General features: G+C 66.1%; 16 protein-coding genes. 3 read left to right on the plus strand and 13 right to left on the minus strand.

The features are described from left to right. Window positions 1-76: 76 nt before the first annotated feature. The 7 genes from nrdE to FB478_RS03505 form a co-directional block, all read right to left on the minus strand. Complete coding sequence (nrdE, locus tag FB478_RS03475; RefSeq protein WP_144599797.1) at window positions 77-2,197, minus strand: class 1b ribonucleoside-diphosphate reductase subunit alpha; 2,121 nt, start codon at window positions 2,195-2,197, stop codon at window positions 77-79. 20 nt (window positions 2,198-2,217) lie between these two features. Beyond that, entirely contained in the window at window positions 2,218-2,688 is a 471-nt protein-coding gene (gene nrdI / locus FB478_RS03480; protein ID WP_144600040.1) for a class Ib ribonucleoside-diphosphate reductase assembly flavoprotein NrdI, read from the minus strand. Between the two features lie 127 nt (window positions 2,689-2,815). Further along, window positions 2,816-3,061, minus strand: coding sequence for a glutaredoxin-like protein NrdH (nrdH, locus tag FB478_RS03485; protein ID WP_013601222.1), 246 nt, complete (start codon window positions 3,059-3,061; stop codon window positions 2,816-2,818). Between the two features lie 367 nt (window positions 3,062-3,428). Next, a complete protein-coding gene (locus FB478_RS03490) occupies window positions 3,429-4,034 on the minus strand; it encodes a TspO/MBR family protein (RefSeq protein WP_144599798.1) in 606 nt (201 codons plus the stop codon). Between the two features lie 36 nt (window positions 4,035-4,070). Continuing rightward, complete coding sequence (locus tag FB478_RS03495; protein WP_186447720.1) at window positions 4,071-5,447, minus strand: class I SAM-dependent methyltransferase; 1,377 nt, start codon at window positions 5,445-5,447, stop codon at window positions 4,071-4,073. Then, a complete protein-coding gene (locus FB478_RS03500; protein ID WP_144599799.1) occupies window positions 5,444-6,175 on the minus strand; it encodes a DUF1365 domain-containing protein in 732 nt (243 codons plus the stop codon). The genes FB478_RS03495 and FB478_RS03500 overlap by 4 nt, the downstream gene beginning before the upstream one ends. After that, window positions 6,172-7,569, minus strand: coding sequence for an NAD(P)/FAD-dependent oxidoreductase (locus tag FB478_RS03505; RefSeq protein WP_144599800.1), 1,398 nt, complete (start codon window positions 7,567-7,569; stop codon window positions 6,172-6,174). Before FB478_RS03505 ends, FB478_RS03500 begins: the two co-directional genes overlap by 4 nt. Window positions 7,570-7,665: 96 nt before the next feature. On the opposite strand from FB478_RS03505, the gene FB478_RS03510 reads away from it, so the two are divergent. The 3 genes from FB478_RS03510 to FB478_RS03520 are packed head-to-tail and all read left to right on the plus strand — an operon-like array spanning window position 7,666 to window position 9,900. After that, a complete protein-coding gene (locus FB478_RS03510; RefSeq protein ID WP_026265795.1) occupies window positions 7,666-8,583 on the plus strand; it encodes a LysR family transcriptional regulator in 918 nt (305 codons plus the stop codon). 45 nt (window positions 8,584-8,628) lie between these two features. Continuing rightward, window positions 8,629-9,135: a DUF2004 domain-containing protein gene (locus FB478_RS03515; protein ID WP_018769437.1), complete on the plus strand. Its 507-nt coding sequence runs from the start codon at window positions 8,629-8,631 to the stop codon at window positions 9,133-9,135. Between the two features lie 48 nt (window positions 9,136-9,183). Continuing rightward, a complete protein-coding gene (locus FB478_RS03520; RefSeq protein ID WP_018769438.1) occupies window positions 9,184-9,900 on the plus strand; it encodes a hypothetical protein in 717 nt (238 codons plus the stop codon). A gap of 27 nt (window positions 9,901-9,927) precedes the next feature. On the opposite strand, the gene metE is transcribed toward FB478_RS03520, so the two are convergent. From metE to FB478_RS03550, 6 genes are all read right to left on the minus strand, one after another. Then, on the minus strand, window positions 9,928-12,267 hold the full coding sequence (gene metE / locus FB478_RS03525) for a 5-methyltetrahydropteroyltriglutamate--homocysteine S-methyltransferase (protein ID WP_144599801.1): 2,340 nt from the start codon (window positions 12,265-12,267) through the stop codon (window positions 9,928-9,930). A 107-nt stretch (window positions 12,268-12,374) separates the two neighbouring features. Continuing rightward, the gene (locus tag FB478_RS03530; RefSeq protein WP_018769440.1) at window positions 12,375-13,340 is read right to left on the minus strand and encodes a methylenetetrahydrofolate reductase; all 966 of its coding nucleotides are present in this window, start codon (window positions 13,338-13,340) and stop codon (window positions 12,375-12,377) included. A 330-nt stretch (window positions 13,341-13,670) separates the two neighbouring features. Beyond that, window positions 13,671-14,387 (minus strand): hypothetical protein, encoded by a 717-nt coding sequence (locus FB478_RS03535; protein ID WP_315898337.1) that lies wholly within the window; start codon window positions 14,385-14,387, stop codon window positions 13,671-13,673. Further along, the gene (locus FB478_RS03540; protein WP_144600043.1) at window positions 14,384-16,339 is read right to left on the minus strand and encodes a VWA domain-containing protein; all 1,956 of its coding nucleotides are present in this window, start codon (window positions 16,337-16,339) and stop codon (window positions 14,384-14,386) included. The genes FB478_RS03535 and FB478_RS03540 overlap by 4 nt, the downstream gene beginning before the upstream one ends. Next, window positions 16,339-16,818, minus strand: coding sequence for a hypothetical protein (locus FB478_RS03545; protein WP_056390638.1), 480 nt, complete (start codon window positions 16,816-16,818; stop codon window positions 16,339-16,341). Before FB478_RS03545 ends, FB478_RS03540 begins: the two co-directional genes overlap by 1 nt. Then, window positions 16,808-17,710: a DUF58 domain-containing protein gene (locus tag FB478_RS03550; protein WP_018769444.1), complete on the minus strand. Its 903-nt coding sequence runs from the start codon at window positions 17,708-17,710 to the stop codon at window positions 16,808-16,810. The genes FB478_RS03545 and FB478_RS03550 overlap by 11 nt, the downstream gene beginning before the upstream one ends. Window positions 17,711-17,712: the final 2 nt, after the last annotated feature.

A 17,712-nucleotide genomic window follows, 5' to 3' on the forward strand; every position in this document is an offset into this window, starting at 1 on the left:
TTGGGTGGGTTTTCTCTAAGTTAAAGCGTACGACGGGGGGCGGGCGCCCGCCGTCGTACTGTCGCGTTGGTTGAAGCTACAGCATGCAGCTGACGCAGCCCTCAACTTCGGTCCCTTCCAGCGCGAGCTGGCGGAGACGGATGTAGTAGATGGTCTTGATGCCCTTCTTCCAGGCGTAGATCTGGGCCTTGTTGATGTCGCGCGTGGTGGCGGTGTCCTTGAAGAACAGCGTCAGGGACAGGCCCTGGTCCACGTGCTGGGTGGCGGCGGCGTAGGTGTCGATGACCTTCTCGTAGCCGATCTCGTACGCATCCTGGTAGTACTCCAGGTTGTCGTTGGTGAGGTACGGCGCCGGGTAGTACACGCGGCCCAGCTTGCCTTCCTTGCGGATCTCAATCTTGGACGCCACCGGGTGGATCGAGGAGGTGGAGTTGTTGATGTAGGAGATCGAGCCCGTCGGCGGCACGGCCTGCAGGTTCTGGTTGTAGATGCCGTGCTCCATGACCGAAGCCTTCAGCGCGCGCCAGTCTTCCTGCGTGGGGATGTGCACGTTCTTGAAGAGCTCGCGGACCTTCTCGGTCTGCGGAACCCATTCCTGCTCCGTGTACTTGTCGAAGAACTCCCCCGACGCGTACTTGGACTTCTCGAAGCCGCCAAACGTCTGGCCGGTTTCGATGGCCAGCAGGTTGGAGGCGCGGACGGCGTGGTACACCACCGAGTAGAAGTAGATGTTGGTGAAGTCCAGGCCCTCTTCAGAGCCGTAGTGGACCCGCTCCCGCGCGAGGTAGCCGTGCAGGTTCATCTGGCCCAGGCCAATCGCGTGGCTCTGGTCGTTGCCCTTGGCGATGGACGGCACCGAGGTGATGTTGGACATGTCCGAGACAGCCGAGAGGGAACGGATGGCCGTCTCGATGGTCAGGCCGAAGTCCGGCGAGTCCATGGTCTTGGCGATGTTCAGTGAACCAAGGTTGCAGGAGATGTCCTTGCCGGTGTCGGCGTAGGACAGGTCATCGTTGTACGTGGTGGGCTGGGAAACCTGGAGGATCTCCGAGCACAGGTTGGACATGATGATCTTGCCGTCGATCGGGTTGGCCCGGTTCACGGTGTCCTCGAACATGATGTACGGGTAGCCGGATTCGAACTGGATCTCGGCGAGGGTCTGGAAGAACTCGCGTGCCTTGATCTTGGTCTTCTTGATCCGGGAATCGTCAACCATCTCGTAGTACTTCTCGGTGACCGAAACGTCCGAGAACGGCATGCCATAGACGCGTTCGACGTCATAGGGCGAGAACAGGTACATGTCCTCGTCCTTCTTGGCCAGTTCGAACGTAATGTCCGGAATGACGACGCCCAGGGAGAGGGTCTTGATGCGGATTTTCTCGTCCGCGTTCTCGCGCTTGGTGTCCAGGAACCGGTAGATGTCCGGGTGGTGCGCGTGCAGGTACACGGCGCCGGCACCCTGTCGGGCACCGAGCTGGTTGGCGTAGGAGAAGCTGTCTTCGAGGAGCTTCATCACGGGAATGACGCCGGAGGACTGGTTCTCGATCTGCTTGATGGGCGCGCCCACCTCGCGGATGTTGGTCAGCGCGAAGGCCACTCCGCCGCCGCGCTTGGACAGCTGCAGGGCGGAGTTGATGGAGCGTCCGATCGACTCCATGTTGTCTTCGATGCGGAGAAGGAAGCAGGAGACCAGCTCGCCGCGCTGCTTCTTGCCCGCGTTCAGGAACGTGGGGGTGGCCGGCTGGAAACGGCCTTCGATGATTTCATCCACCATCTGCAGGGCCAGCTGCTCGTTGCCGCGCGCCAGGTGCAGTGCCACCATGCAGACGCGGTCCTCGTAGCGCTCCAGGAAGCGCTTGCCGTCGAACGTCATCAGCGTGTAGGAGGTGTAGAACTTGAAGGCACCCAGGAAGGTCTCGAAGCGGAACTTCTTCTTGTAGGCGCGGTTGAACAGCTCACGGATGAAGTTCATCGTGTACTGGTCCAGCGTCTCGCGCTCGTAGTACTGGTTCTTCACCAGGTAGTCGAGCTTCTCCTCCAGGTCATGGAAGAACACCGTGTTGTTGTTCACGTGCTGCAGGAAGTACTGGTGCGCGGCCTCGCGGTCGGCGCCGAACTGGATTTCGCCGTTGGGACCATAGAGGTTCAACATGGCGTTCAGCTCGTGATAGCCCAGCCCCTTATACGCGGCGGGCATCTCAGGCTTCCGGGACCTGGTTACTTCTGTGTCTGCGACAGTCGTGTCCAAAACGTGTCCAATCCTTGGTTGACCCGGGTAACGTCTTCCGGCGTTCCCATAAGTTCGAATCGATAGAGGTGGGGTACGTGGCATTTGGCGGCGATGATGTCCCCGGCCATGCAGTAGTTGTCCCCGAAGTTTGTGTTTCCGGCGCCAATCACGCCGCGGAGCAGTTTCCTGTTCTGCGGGTTGTTGAGGAACCGGATGACCTGCTTGGGAACGGACCCCTCTCCCCCGGTGCCACCGTAGGTGGGCACCACCAGCACGAATGGCCGGGTAGCGAGGAGGGGTGCGTCCTTTGGATAGAGCGGGATCCGGGCAACCTCACGGCCAAGCTTCGCGACGAAGCGGCTGGTGTTCTCGGATGCGGAGGAAAAGTAGATGAGCTGGCTGCCGGTGCGGACCGGTTCAACCTGGTCCTGCGGCCCGGCCGGCGGGGACACCTCCACGCGCTGAGCCGCGTGGATCGAAACAACCTGGTGAATTGGTAAGGCCTCGTGGTCATGCTGTGCTGCTGGTGCTGCCACGTGAGTCACCTCAGCTGATTGATGGTTGCCGGCAGGAAAAGCAGAACTCCTAGGCCACGGAGGAAACGGCGGAAAGCGCCAGTTCCTCGATCTTGTCGGGGCGGAAGCCGGACCAGTGGTCCTGGTCGGTGACTACAACGGGAGCCTGCATGTAGCCAAGTGCCTTTAGGCGCTCGAGTGCCTCGGCGTCCTGGGAGATGTCAACGCTCTGGTAGGTGATGCCCTTCTTGTCGAGCGCGCGGTAGGTGGCGTTGCACTGAACACAAGCAGGCTTCGTGTAAACCGTTACGGTCATTTGTCCCTGTCCCCTTAGTTGAAATCTTGCCGGCCCGGTGTCCCCGTCCAGCTGTATGTAGATACTACATGTAGTGCAGACGCCTCTTTGGAACCCCAAGATGATGTATTACAAGTATGTCATTTAATGCACCGTTAATCCACAGGCAGGGGCGGGAAAAATGCCCGGAATCGCGGGTTTTTTGCGGGCTGGGTCCACACCCTGTGGAGTACTTAGCCACATTTAAAGGACCGCGTGTCGCACGGCTGCGGCGTGTCGCGCCCTGTTTCCTTCCGCATGAAAAGGGTCCGTGACCACTACATGTAGTGGTCACGGACCCGGGTTCCGCTCCCTGCGGCGAAGGTGTGTCCAGCTTGCCCGGGGTTTCCTACCGCTTGGCGGAGTTGAGGTTGGCGATGGCGGTGGACAACGCCGTGGCGAAGCCGCACCACGCCGCGTAGGGAGCCAGCGATACCCCGGCCGCACGGTTCGGCCGATAGGTGCGGCGCACCAGATCGGCGCTGCTGGCGGCGAGCAGGGCGGCCTCGGCCGCCGCAAGCCAGGGCCTGCGTGAGCGCCAGAAGAACCAGCTCCACGATGCATTGAGGACCAGGTTGGCAGCCAATGCACTCCGGTAGGCGCGGAGCTCCCGGCGGGAGCCCTTGCCACCCGGGTCGGATGTGCCGGCCGGGGTGGCAGCAGCCCGGTCCAGTTCAGCAGCCCGGTCCAGTTCAGCAGCCCGGTCCAGTTCAGCAGCCCGGTCCAGTTCAGCAGCCCGGTCCATTTCAGCAGCCCGGTCCAGTGCGACGGCGGACGTCACCGCGAGGTCTGCATACAGGGCCGTCCACACCAGCGGGAAGGCGATGGCCGGCGGCTGCCAGTCCGGCTTGCGCAGCCGCAGGTACCAGCTGCCCTGCGGATCCGTGGCCACTCCGCCAGCGGCGGCTGTGGCGGCCGTCGCCGCCGTCGTCCATGCCACTGTCTTCAGTTTCATGCCTGAACCCCCGATTCCCCTTGCTTCTGCCGAATGCTATAGCTGCGCCTCCCGGCGGTCCAGCACGATCTGCTGGACATCCAGGTAACCGGACTGGAAACCGGCGCGCGAGTAGCAGAGGTAGAACAGCCACATCCGCTGGAACACTGCATCGAAGCCGAGCTCCCCCACTTCCCGGGACCGGGAAAGGAACCGTTCCTCCCACAGCCGCAAGGTGGCGGCATAGTGGTCACCCATCCCCATGCGCTCCCTTACCCGAAGGGTGGTGTGCTGCTGGGTCACGCTCTCGATGGCACGGACGGACGGCAGGAACCCGCCGGGGAAGATGTACTTGTGCACCCAGGTGTAGGCGTTGCGGGTGGCCAGCATGCGGCCGTGCGGCATGGTGATGGCCTGGATGGCCACCTTTCCGCCGGGTGCCAGCACGCGGTCGATGGTCTGGAAGTAAATGGGCCAGTACTCGTACCCCACGGCCTCGATCATTTCCACCGAGACCACGGCGTCGTACTCGCCTTCCACCGCCCGGTAGTCCTGCAGGGCAACGGTCACGCGGTCCGCGAATCCGGCATCCTCAATGCGTTCCTGTGCCAGCGCCTGCTGCTCGCTGGACAGCGTGACGCTGTAGACCGTGGCGCCGCGGGCGGCGGCACGCAGGGCAAGCTCGCCCCAGCCGGTGCCGATTTCCAGCAGCCGCGTCCCCTCGCCCACGCCGGCCTTGTCCAGCAGCCGGTCGATCTTGGCCCGCTGGGCCTCGGCCAGGAACTCCCATGCAACGGTGGACAGCGGACCCGCCTTCTCCGGGAACAATGCCGAGGAGTAGCTCATGGTGGAATCCAGAAAGTTGAAGAACAGGTCGTTGGACAGGTCGTAGTGCCGGGAGATGTTGCTGCGGGTGTTTTGTTCGGCGTTGCGTTCCTGGCGGGGTGTCCGGGGCAGGTACAGCGAGCGCAGCTTCTGCAGCGGCATGGGGATCAGCGTGTCCACGGAGGCCGCGAAGACTTCGAGCAGCGCGGCGAGGTCCGAGGCTTCCCAGTCGCCGGCCATGAAGGATTCGCCCAGACCGATCAGGCCGTTGTCTCCGATCCGTGCCTCGAACGCCTCGGGCCGCAGCATGGTCATCACGGGGGCCTCCGGCCCGCCGGTTCCGAGCACGGACCCGTCCGGATATTCGACGCGGAGCGGCAGCCGCTTGACTGCACCCCTGAACAGCAGGCCGGCTGTCCTGCCGGCCAGTCCGGCTTTCATGCCCGACGGCGGTTGGGCAACACCTGGCCACAGGTCGGGATTGATGATGGCGGGCGACGCCGGCACCCCGGTTGCGCCCCAGGCTGCGGGCACGTGTCCGGCGGATGGTCCGCCGGCCTTGCCTTCGACACGGCCTGCGGTGGTGCCGTTATCGTCCGTCATGGTCATTGAACTGCCTCCTGTGAAGTGTGGGGTGGTCTGGCAACGACGGGCAGGTGTCTTGCCCAGAGTTTAATGCCCTGTATCCGGATCAGGGCGGATACCAGCAGCGGCGCGGCAGGCACTGCGAAAGCCGCCGCCAGGATGTTCGAAACGGTGGCGGGGCGGCGCCGTCCGTCCATGGTGGCCACGAAGGGCCGGTGCCCCTCCCGCTCCAGGATGATTGATACGGCAAGCCTGTCCCCCGGGGCCGGGAGCTTCATCCGGTACTCGCCGTCGACGTCGTTGAAGGGTGACACGTAGAACGCCTTCGGCACCGAGGCCCGCCCGGAGGGATCGGTTCGCAGCAGGTAGCAGTGCCGCTCCCCGTAGGTGTTGTGGACTTCGGCCACCACGCACTGCAGTTCCCCGGTGGAGCGGTAGCACCAGAACAGGGTGAGCGGGTTGAAGACGTAGCCAAAAACCCTGGCACTGGTGAGCATGTGGATGGGTCCGCCGTCGGGCTCCACCCCCTGGGTGCGCAGGTAGCGCTCCACGTTGGCCCGAATGCTTGCGCCGGGATCGCCCAGGTGGTCTCCGGCGCGGAACACTGCCAGCGGCCGGAGCAGGAACGGCAGGCGCGGCATGTGGTCCAGGTCCACGAACCAGCTGTAGCTGCGGTAGGTGAACGCATTCTTCAAGGGGCTGCGCCGGACATGGGAGATGGACGTGCGGAAAATCGAGGCGTGCATGGTCATGCCCGTTCCGTGGACAGCAGTTCCCGCTCCCCCTCGCCGGAGGAGTTGCCCGGTTCATCCGCGCGTGCCTCCGGCCAGGTGCGGCCCAGTTTCTCGGCCGCCCGCACCCCGGAGAGGGCACCGTCCTCATGGAAGCCCCAGCCAAGGTAGGCCCCGGCGTAGGCGATCCGGTTGTTGCTCAGCGCGGCGATGGCCTGCTGGGCCTGGAGGGATTCCGGCGTGTATTGCGGATGTTCGTACACCATGCGCTCCAGCACGGTGGTGCCGGCAATCAGTTCCGACTCCCCCAGGCTCACCAGGTAGGGCTTTCCGTCCACGGGATGCAGCCGCTGCAGCCGGGTCAGGTCGTAGCTCACCAGAACCTTGTCGGGTCGCGCGTCGCACGCCGGGAGCCGGTAGTTCCACGACGCCCTGGCGTTGTCCGCGGCAGGCAGGACTGCCGGGTCCCGGTGGAACACGGTGTGGTTCACCGAATACGGCATCCCGCCCAGCGCTTCCTTCTCTTCCGGTGTGGCGTCGGACAGGAACCGGAGAGCCTGCGCGGGATGGGTGGCGACCACAACGGCGTCAAACTCTTCCGGCCCGCTGGCCGTTACGAGCTCCACGCCGTCGGGCAGGCGCCGGATGGCAGTGACGGGCGTGTTGAGCCGGACGTCGGCAAGCGTGGCGGCGAGCTTTTCCACGTACCGGGCAGAGCCGCCGGTGACGGTACGCCACTGCGGCGAACCCTTGATCCCCAGCATGCCGTGGTGGCCCAGGAACGTGAAGAGGTACCGCGCGGGGTAGGCCAGGGCGGTGGTGGGGTCGCAGGACCAGACTGCACTGACCACGGGGGTCATGAAGTGGGAGATGAAGTAAGGGCTGAACTTCTCCCGTTCCAGGAACGCGCCAAGTGTCAGTTCCGGCACCGGCACCTCGCCGCTGACGGCCGACGGCGGCGCGGTCCTGAGCAACTCCCTCGCCTTCCGGTAGAAACGGGTCACCTCCAGCAGCATCAGCAGGTAGCGGCCGCGGAGCAGGCTGGAGGGTTTGGCGATGATGCCGCGGGCGCCGTCCCGTGCCCCCGCGTATTCCAGCCCGCAGCCGTCGCAGCGGATTGACATGCTCATCTCGGAGTCCTGGGTCTCGACGCCGAGTTCGGCGAACAACCGCAGCAGTGTGGGATAGGTCCGTTCGTTGTGCACGATGAACCCGGTGTCCACCCCGATGACGCTGCCGTCGGGCTGCGGCATGTCGTGGGTGTGGGCATGGCCTCCCAGCCGTGAGTCCGCCTCGAACAGGGTGACGTCGTCCTGCCTGTTCAGCACGTAGGCGGCCGTCAATCCGGCCACGCCGCTGCCGATCACGGCGACGCGCCGCCGCCCGCCTGGACTTCCTGCTGGGTTAGGTGACAATTCATGCTCCTCTGCTGAACATTTGCCGCTGGGCTGCGTATACAACTGGCTATTCGGTGCCGTGCCGGCTGTGGATGGGTGAAGTACTGTGGGCTGGTGTTAAACCCGGTGCACCTGAAGACCCTCCTTGAAGTCACGCGGCTGGGATCGTTTGCTGCCGCAGCGGCAACGCTCGGCTACACGGCCTCCGCCGTGTCCCAGCAGATGTCGGCTTTGGAGCGGGAAACGGGCACCATCCTGTTCCAGCGTTCGGCGCGCGCCGTGATTCCTACGGAAGCCGCCGTCGTCATGACGCGGCACGCCGCAAAGGTGCTCACGGATATCGAGGCACTGATGGCCGCCGCCTCCAGGACCCAGGCCACGGAAAGCCAGGAACTGCGGCTGGGGATCTTCCCCAGCCTGGCCACGTATGTCCTGCCGCGGATCCTGAAGAACCCGGCGTGGAAGAAACTTGGGATCGACCTGCGGGTGTCCGTGGCTGAACCCGGCCAAACCATCCAGGGGCTGCGTACCGGCGGCGACCTGGACCTGGCCGTGGTGTTCCAGGTGGGCCAGACCGGCTTCGCCTGGCCCAACACCATCAACAGGCAATGGATTGGCGACGACGATTTCCGGGTGGTGCTGCCTGCCGGCTGGGGTTTCCGGGCCGACGCGAAGGTCGCGGCCGACCACCTCTCGGAGATGCCGTGGATCATGCACCATCCCGGCACCAGTGACGCCATGGTGATCGAGCGTCTGTTTGCCGGCTGCAACCTGCACCCCAGGGTGGTGGCGCACAGCGACGATTTCCATGCCAGCCTGGAGATGGCCGCCGCAGGACTGGGAGCCGCTTTGGTTCCGGAACTCGCGCTCCGGAACAAGCCGGCAGGCGTTGTGGTGCTGGACGTCCCGGAGATCCGGCTGGCCCGGAACGTGTTTGCGCTGCTGATCAATGACCGGAAGACGGCACGGGTGCAGCTTTTCGTTGACCTCCTGGCCGAAACCCTTGCCGGGATGCGCACGGCAGTGAATTAGGGCAGAACGCTGGAATGGTCTGCCCTTCGGGTCTATGTTGAGAATATGAACAAGGTAGCGAGCCAGCACTTTGGGGAGATCGAGCTCAACCACGGCATGGATCATCTCTTTGCCGCCAAACATGAGCTGCGTGGCCACCCGCTGGAACTCGACCTGAACATCAACGCCCACGACAACTTCGATGAAGCCGCGCTCCGCAAGGTCGAGTACCGGCTGCGCTTCCTGCCGGAACTGGTGGACGAGGTCCGCGAGATGATCGCTGAGGAACTTGAGCAGGAGGGCACCAGTCCGCAGGAGTATCTGCACTTCCACTGCAACGCCCTCAAAGACGAGCACCTGCACAAGGTGTTCGGTGTCCAGGACCGCAGCCAGCTCACCAACGAGGTCTTCCTCAAGGCCCTCAAACTTGGCCATGTGGGCATTTACCCCGGCCAGCCCGAGCGCTACTTTGTCCTGGATTTCACCCTGGGCGAGCACTTCACGGACGAGGTCCTGGTGGCGTCCGCCGACCAGGACGGCGTGGTGGACGACGAGATCGTCTGGGAGTCCTAGGCCGTCGACCGGTCGACAGCGCCCGGGCACCAAGGAGGGTGGGCGGCCATGGATGTGGTTGATGACAGGCGTGGCATCTGGCGGCTGGCTTCGTCGCTGCTCCTCGCCGGCGTGCTTGTTTCGATTCTCGCCGGCATCCTGCATGCTGAGTCCCACGACGCCAACGACCACGTGGCGTCCTTCACCGCCTATGCGAACAGCGGAATCTGGACCGCCGTGCACCTGGGCCAGTTCGTGGGAATGGCGCTGGTGGGGGCCGGACTTGTTACGTTGGGCACCGCGCTCGGCGTCCAGCGCCGCCCGTTGGCCTGGGCCGCACGGTTTGGTGCTCTGTCCGCCGCTGCTGCAGTTGTGCTCTACGCCGCCCTGCAGGCAGTTGACGGGGTGGCCCTGAAACAGGCGGTGGACGCGTGGGCTGCTGCCCCGGACCCGGAAAAGGCGCCCCGTTTTGCCACAGCTGAAGGCATCCGCTGGCTGGAATGGGGAATGCGCAGCTACCAGAGCATCCTGCTGGGTGCCGCCTTGGTACTGGTTGGTGTTGCTGTGGCCGCAGCCCGCCACGCCTCCCGGATTGTTGGCTACCTCATGGCGCTGTCCGGGCTGGCGTATGCGGCGCAGGGGTGGATCATCGGGGAATCCGGATTTTCGGCAGCCAATTCGTTGCCCACGCTGGTGGGCATTGTGGCCATTGTTGTGGCGGCCGTGTGGCTGGCCGTCAGCGGGTGGCGGACGACGCAGACGACGGCGGCCGGCCACCTGGGGTGACCGGCCGCGGTTGCGTCGTTTCCCGTCTTACTTGGCCGCCTCCAGCAGGCCGGCCCGGACCGTCTGCGTGGCCTTGACCAGGTTGCGCAGGGACTCTTCGGTCTCGGCGTAGCCCCGGGTCTTCAGGCCGCAGTCCGGGTTGACCCACAGCTGGCGGGACGGAACGTGCTTGACGGCGGTGGCCAGCAGCTCGGTGACTTCCTGCTCGCCCGGAACACGCGGCGAGTGGATGTCGTAGACGCCCGGGCCCACACCGCGGCCGAAGCCGTGCGACTCGAGGTCGTGGACAACCTCCATCCTGGAGCGCGCAGCCTCGATGGAGGTGACGTCCGCGTCCAGCCCGTCGATCGCGTCGATGATCACGCCGAACTCGGAGTAGCAGAGGTGGGTGTGGATCTGCGTGGAGTCGGCGGCGCCGGCGGTGGCCAGGCGGAAGGAGTCAACAGACCACTTCAAGTAATCCGCCTGGTCGGCCTTGCGCAGTGGGAGCAGTTCGCGCAGGGCGGGCTCGTCCACCTGGATGACCTTGATGCCGGCAGCTTCCAGGTCGGCGATTTCGTCGCGCAGGGCCAGGCCGACCTGGTTGGCGGTCTCGCCGAGGGGCTGGTCGTCGCGGACGAAGGACCAGGCCAGGATGGTGACGGGGCCGGTGAGCATGCCCTTCATCGGCTTGCTGGTCAGGGACTGGGCGTACTTGGCCCACTCAACGGTGATGGGGGCGCTGCGGGTGACGTCGCCCCAGAGGATGGACGGACGCGTACAGCGTGAACCGTAGGACTGCACCCAGCCGTGGACGGTGACGTCGAAGCCCTCGAGGTTCTCGGCGAAGTACTGGACCATGTCGTTGCGCTCCGGTTCGCCGTGCACCAGGACGTCGTAGCCGAGCTCTTCCTGCAGCTCCACCACACGCTTGATTTCGTCCTTCATCAGCTGCGCGTACTGGTCGTCGGTGAGCTCACCCTTGTTGTTCCGGGCGCGCGCCGACCTGATGTCCGAGGTCTGGGGGAAGGAGCCGATGGTGGTGGTGGGCAGGGGCGGCAGGTGCAGTGCTTCCTCCTGCGCCGCTTCACGGACCGCATAGTCGGAGCGGGTGAAGTCGGCTGCGGTCAGTGCCTCGGTGCGGGCCCGGACGTCAGCGCGGCGGACGCCCTCTGCGGAGGCGCGGGAAGCGATCACGGCGGTTGCCTGGTCAATGGCGGCCTTGGCGGAAGCGGGGTCGGCCAGGTAGGACGCGAGGGTTTTGACCTCCACGGCCTTCTGGTCCGAGAACGCCAGCCAGCTGCGGAGCTGCTGGGAGAGCTGTGTCTCCTCCTCGACGTCATGGGGAACGTGCTGGGTGGAGGTGGACGTGGAAACGGTGACCCTGCCGGCAGCTGCCGTCAGTTCATCCAGCTTGGCAGCCGAAGCGGCGAGGTCGTTGCGCCAGATGTTGTGGCCGTCCACGACGCCGGCAACCAGGGTTTTGTTGCCCAGCGCGGCGAGTGCCGCTGCGGAGGGGACGGCGCCCTTGAAGACATCGATATGCAGGGCGTCGATGTTGGTGGCGGCGAGGGTCCCAAGCTGTCCGTCGAGGGAACCGTATGGGGTGGAGACGAGGATCTGCGGGCGGTTGGCCGCAGCGGTGAGGACCTCGTAGGCGCGGGCCACGGCTGCTTCGATTTCGACGGCCGGGGTGTCCTGGTCAACCACGAGTGCGGGCTCGTCGAGCTGGATCCAGCCGGCGCCTGCTTCGGCGAGCTTTTCGAGCAGCTGCACGTAGACGGGCAGGATGTCTTCGAGGCGGGACAGCGGCGCGAAGCCGGCGGGGGCGTCGTCGGAAGCTTTGGACAGCAGCAGGTAGGTGACCGGGCCCACGATGTAGGGGCGGGTCTCGATGCCGTTGGCCAGCGCGAAGGCGAACTCGTCAACCTTGGCGGTGGACGCAAGGGTGAACTTGGTCTCCGGGCCGATCTCCGGAACCAGGTAGTGGTAGTTGGTGTCGAACCACTTGGTCATCTCCAGCGGCTGCTGTTCCTTGTTGCCGCGGGCCAGCGTGAAGTAGCCGTCGATGTCCAGCTGGCCCCCGGCGTTGAGGAGCTTGCCGAACCGGGCCGGTACCGCGCCAAGGTGCGCGGTGGTGTCCAGGACCTGGTCGTAGTAGGAGAACGTGCCCGGGACCGCTGCGGCTTCGGTGAGGCCCAGTTCCTGCAGGCGTTTGGCGATGCTGAGCTGGATGTCCTTGGCGGCGGCGTCCAGGGCGCCGGCGTCGATCCTGCCGGCCCAGTAGGCCTCAACGGCCTTCTTCAGTTCGCGGCGGCGGCCGATCCGCGGGTAGCCGAGGAGTGAAGCTGCCGGAAACGGCGTGCGGGCGGTGTTCTGTTCAGTCATGGGGTTACTCCTGATGTCGAGGGCGTGCGCGGATGAACGCAGCACGGATGAACGCGGCGTGTACGAACGCTGCGTGGGTGAAGGAAAGCTGGTGAGGTGGGCGCCGGTCAGCTGGCGAGCTGGCTGCGGGCGATCGATTCGCGGCGGGTGCCGGGACGGCTGCGCCGCGGCAGGGCCAGCTTGTCCAGCACTTCCAAGGCACTCTGGTGCTCGTTGAAGGTGTAGATGTGGATGCCGGGTGCACCCGCATCAAGGGCGGCGTTGGCCAGGTCAACGGTGGCGTCGACACCAATGTGGAGGCGTTCGAGGTCGGAGTCCGCTGCGGCCAGGCGGGCCATCAGTTCCGGGGCGGGTTCCACGCCCGTCAGCTGGCCCAGCCGGTTCAACCGGCGGAGGCTGGTCAGCGGCATGACGCCCGGGATGATCGGGATGGTCACCCCGGCACGGCGGGCCCGGGTGAGGAGGTCGGCGTACTGCCTGGTCTCGAAGAACACCTGGGTGATGGCGAAATCCGCGCCGGACCGCTGCTTGGCAAGCAGCACCTCGACGTCGTGCTCCTCGCTGGGCGACTCCGGATGCCGGGTTGGATATGCAGCCACGCCCACTGCGATCTTTCCTGCGCACAGCAGGGCCGACCGGCGCTGCTCCACACGGCGGATGAGTTCGATCAGGTCCTGGGCGTACCGGAGCGAACCCGTGGCCGGGGCGCTGGCGTCCTTGGGAAGGTCTCCGCGGAGGGCGAGGATGCCCCGAACCCCGGTGTCCAGCAGTTCGCCGACGATCGCGGCAAGTTCCTGCGGCGTGTTGCCCACGCAGGTGAGGTGGGCCAGCGGCCGCAGCGTGGTTTCCAGCAGGAGCCGGTTGATGAGTTCGACGGCGGTGTCCCGGTTGGATCCGCTGGCGCCGTACGTGACGGACACGTAGTCCGGTTCAGTGGCTTCCAACTCGCGGATGGTGGTCCAGAGCGTCTCCGCTGCCGCGGGAGAGCGCGGCGGGAACAGCTCATAGGAAAGCGCCACCGGAGCGGTGTCGGAGAGGTTGGGATGTGCGTCAATCAGGCTTGGTGGTGACATTTGCGTCCTTGGCTTTGGGCCATTGGGGGTTCCCTGCCACGAAACAGGACAGGAAACCGGCAATGAATTTGAGTTTGGGGAACACGGAGGGACTCCACGAGGACGCAGCCGCGACTGTTACGCCTTGAATGAAGTAGTCCGTGAGCAAATGTCAGGCCCACATGGGGGCACCCACACCCTCCGGAACGGAGGATCGCTGACACGTTACCGCGGTAACTTGTCTATGACTCTATGGGGCCGGGCGGGGCCGGGACAAGTCGGGGCCGAATTAAGACGCACTTTTACGGGCTGTTTCCTGCGGCGGCAGAATTTTCTTCGCCTGGCGGGGTTCTACCAAGGGCGGTCCGGCGCCGTGCCAGTGCCGTTGTCCAGGTATTCTTCCCGTTCGCGCCCGCTGTTCCGCTCCCGCTGGGCCTGCCGTGAATTCTCCTGGAGCCGGTCCAGCTGGCTTTGCTGTGCAGCCGCTGACCCGTCCTGCGGGGATTCCTTTCCCGGCGCATCCTCCGGGTCCTCCGGCCGTCCGGCGGCGCCCAGCTTTCCTTCCAGCCGTTCCCGCGCTTCGGCCAACCTCCTGTCCGCTCCTGCTGCCGCGTCCGGGGACAGGCAGCCTTCCGGTGCCTGCCCGGCGGTTGCCAGTGCTTCGTTGAAAAGCGGAACGGCCGACGACGGGTCCCCGGCCTGGAGCCGCTGGTCGCCCAGGCGTTCGGTCACCAGGACAAGGTTCACCAGGACCAGGCATTCATCGCCGGCTCCGTCCGGGACCAGTCCCAGCGCCTGTTCGAACAGGGCCTTCGCCTCCCCATAGTCACCTGCCAGCACCGCGGCGTCACCGGCAGCGAACGGCGCCTTGTGCGGTTCCACCAGGTTGGCCAGGCCAAGGCCCTCTGCTGCGGAATCCACGGCGGGCGCATTCCCTGCCGCAAAACCGGTCGCGGCACGGTCCGCAAGAACATTGAGGCTCAGGAGTTTGGCGGCGACGCACAGCAGCAGCATTACGGGCACCGCCGACCAGAGGAGCAGGCGTTTCCTGCGGGCCCTGGCAGTCACCGGTCCCCTCCGCTGCGGCGCATGCGGGGCAACCCGCACAGCTGCCGGACGATGCCCACCGCCTCCGGCAGGGCCAGCAGGAAGGCGCCGGCGGCGAAGATCCAGTACAGCTCGGCTGCGGCCGCCGTCGGGCCGTCTCCATCCGCACGTTCCACCCTGCCGGGGCGTGCCTGCTGCATCATGTCCCCCACGGGATCGCCGGCGGCGCGGTGGACGTAGGGCACGCCGAGCTGGCCGGCGATGGTCCGCAGCCTCCCCTCGTCGATGACCGACAGTGCGTCTCCGCTGGTGCCGGCGCGGTTGTCCTGGACATACGTGCCGCCGTCGTCCTCCTGCCCTGAGTTGTCCTGTCCTTTGTTCTCCTGTCCGGTGATCTTCTGTCCGCTGTTCTCCTTCATCCGGCCGCCCGCCGCCGTCCCGTAGCCCAGCACCGCTCCCCCGGCCACCAGGCCGCCGTCGAATGTCATTGCCCCGGGTTCCCTGCCGCTGGTCTGTTCGCCGTCGCCCAGGTAATACACCAGCCGGGGCCGGTCCGGATGGCCGTCCCTGGCGGCGGCCAATTGCTCTGCGAGCACCTGCCTCGCCGCGGTGATGCTGCTGCCTTTGGCGTACGCAGTCACCTGGGGTTCCAGGACATCCGTGATGGTCTCGAGTGCCAGCGTATCCGTGCTGAGGGGCATGCGGACGTGGGCGGTGGTGTCGAACGTGATGACTGAAAAGCGGGCGCCGGGCAACTGCCCGGCGATGGCCATGATGTCCTTCCGGACGCCTTCCAGCCGCGGGCTGCCGTTGCCGTAGTCCTCGGCCACCATGCTGGTGGTGGTGTCCACCACGAAGAACACGTTGAGGTCGGCGGCGGCAGCCTGGACCGATCCGCCGGGCAGGCCGGGCCGCAGGGCGGCTGCCATGATCATCAACACCACGGCGCCCCGCCGCAGCCACCCCCTGCTGCCGCGGGGGCCCGGCTGCAGCCGCCACAGGACTGCGCACAGGGCCAGGGCGGACAACAGCCCAGCAGCCAGCGGCAGGCCAGGTACCTCCGAGAACACAGCACGCGGCGCGCCCTGGATGGCCGCCGTTTCAGTTCTCTCCACGGCGGTGACTATTCCGGCCACGGCAGCAGGGCTGTCCAGGGCGTAATACGAGCCGCCCGAGGACTCCACTGCCGCCCGGAGCTGGGCACCGGGCTGGCCGGTCCCGCTGCCATAGTCCAGGTCCCCCGGGTTCAGCGCGTGGACGTGCACCGATCGGTCCTTGGCCAGCCGCGCCGCCTGGTCCAGGGTCATGATCGGTTCACCGGAGAGCAAGTTGTCCGTGGCCAGCACCACCGACCGCGAGCGCCGGGGAGCGTTGCTTCCCGCAGCGTCGGAGCCGGGAAAGCTGTTGATGCACGATGCCAGGCCGTCGCCTATCAGTGACGAACCCCTGCCGCTCCATGTGCCGTCGAAGAATCCGGAGCTGCCCTGCTTGCCGTCGAACGCGTCCCTCGCGAGGTGGAGCTGCTCCTGGGCGTAGTGGTAGTCGTCGGTCAGTGGAAAGACCTGGATGGCGGTGCTGTCAAAGATGGTCAGGCCGATCCGTTCACCGTCGAACTCCCGTGCCAGGCCGGCAAAGACGTCCGCCACTGCCGCGTCGGCACTGCTCATCGATCCGGAGGTGTCCAGGCAGAGCATGATGTCGCGGTTGTGCTGCTCCGGACGGAGGGTGGACACGTCAAGGGGGCGGGCCGCCGCAACCGCAGTGGAAACCAGCAGCACGCCGCAGGCGGCACCGGCCAGGACCAGCCACCGCCGGTGCCGGCGAAGGGCTGCCTGGTATTCGGGCAGCGCGGTCAGCCTGTCGGCGTGGGCAACCGGCCGCCGTCGTCCGTTGGACAACCGGTTGCTGCGCAAGGCAGCCCATACCGCCGCTCCTGCGGCAGCGGCCGCAACCGGCAGCAGCCACCAGAACATCAGCTCCACGAGCGCACCGCCGCCGAAGCTTTTGCTGCGGACACGCTCACGGACTGCAGCGGACCGGGGCCGAATTCAGCGGGGTACAGAGCTTGGACGACGTCGGCCGCCGCCGGGAGCGGGTGGCGCGCCAAATCGTGGTGCGTCATCCTGGTGGCGTCCACTCCGGTTGCATCGCGGACGAACCCGCGCAGCAGCAGGCTGAGCTGCTGGTGCGCTCCGCGTGCCTCGAGATGCCCGGCCGCCGCTGCCTCCTCCACCTCGTTGATGCGCTGAAGGTAGGCGGCTTTGAGGGCCGGCAGGTCGGTCAGGGCGGACCTGCCGGGCGCGGAGCTGCGCCGCGCTGAGCGTTCCGCCTTGCGGGTGGAGGCAAACACGTAGGCGTACCACCCGGAAACCAGTGCCAGGAGCGCTGCGCCGCACCACAGCCAGGCGGGGCTGTACTGCAGCGGGCCATAGAATCCGGGATCAGCCTGCACGCCGGTGCCTCTCCAGCAGGGCGAAGAGACCCGTGATGACGTCTCCGCTGCCTGCCACCTCCCCCTCAGTAATCCCCGCGGCCCGGAGCATGGCCCTGCGCGCCGCGTCGCGCTCTGCGGTGGCCCTGGTGTAAGCGGCCTTCACCGCGGCGGACGCAGCAGGCTGCCATGGCAGCAGGGCGGAATCGGCCACGCTGCAGTAGTCCACCTCCGCGCTTGGAACCTGACCGGTCAGGGGATATGGTGCCAGGTCTGCGTCCCTGACGGTCAGCCAGAGGATCTCGTGCTGGGCGCGCAGCCTGCGGAGGAGTTGGGCCATGGCATCGTCTGCGGCAATCTCGTCCGCGACGACGAACAGCAGGTGGCGTCCCTTGATGGTGCGCGCCGTGTACTCGAGCTGTTCCTGGATCCGGCTGGGCGCCGCGTCGAGGCTCGTGTGGGAGTCCACGTGCCCCAGCAGCCGCTCCAGGTGGGCCTCGCCGCCCTTTGCGGGCAGGGAACGCGTGGCCGTTGAATCACCGCAGACGAGCCCCACCAGGTCCCCGTGCCGGTGGGCCAGGTAGCCAAGGACCCCCAGGGCGAGCACGGCAATGTCCTTCTTCGCCTCCCCTGACCGGGCCTCCGCCGCCATGTTGCGCCCGGTATCGGTGACCAGGAGGACAGTCTGCCGGCGGACGGCGGCGTAGCGCCTGATCAGGGGTGAGCCGTGGCGCGCGGTGGCCTTCCAGTCAATGTCGCGCACTTCGTCCCCGGGCACATAGCCGCGCAGGTCATCGAAGTCCAGGCTGCGGCCCTTGAACACCGAACCGTATTCGCCGTCGAGCATGCCGCGGGCTTTGCGGTGGGCGAAGATGGCCATCTTCGATTTCACCCGCTGGAGGAGGCCGGCCATAG

This window comes from Arthrobacter sp. AG367, from assembly GCF_007828995.1.
Classification (GTDB): domain Bacteria; phylum Actinomycetota; class Actinomycetes; order Actinomycetales; family Micrococcaceae; genus Arthrobacter.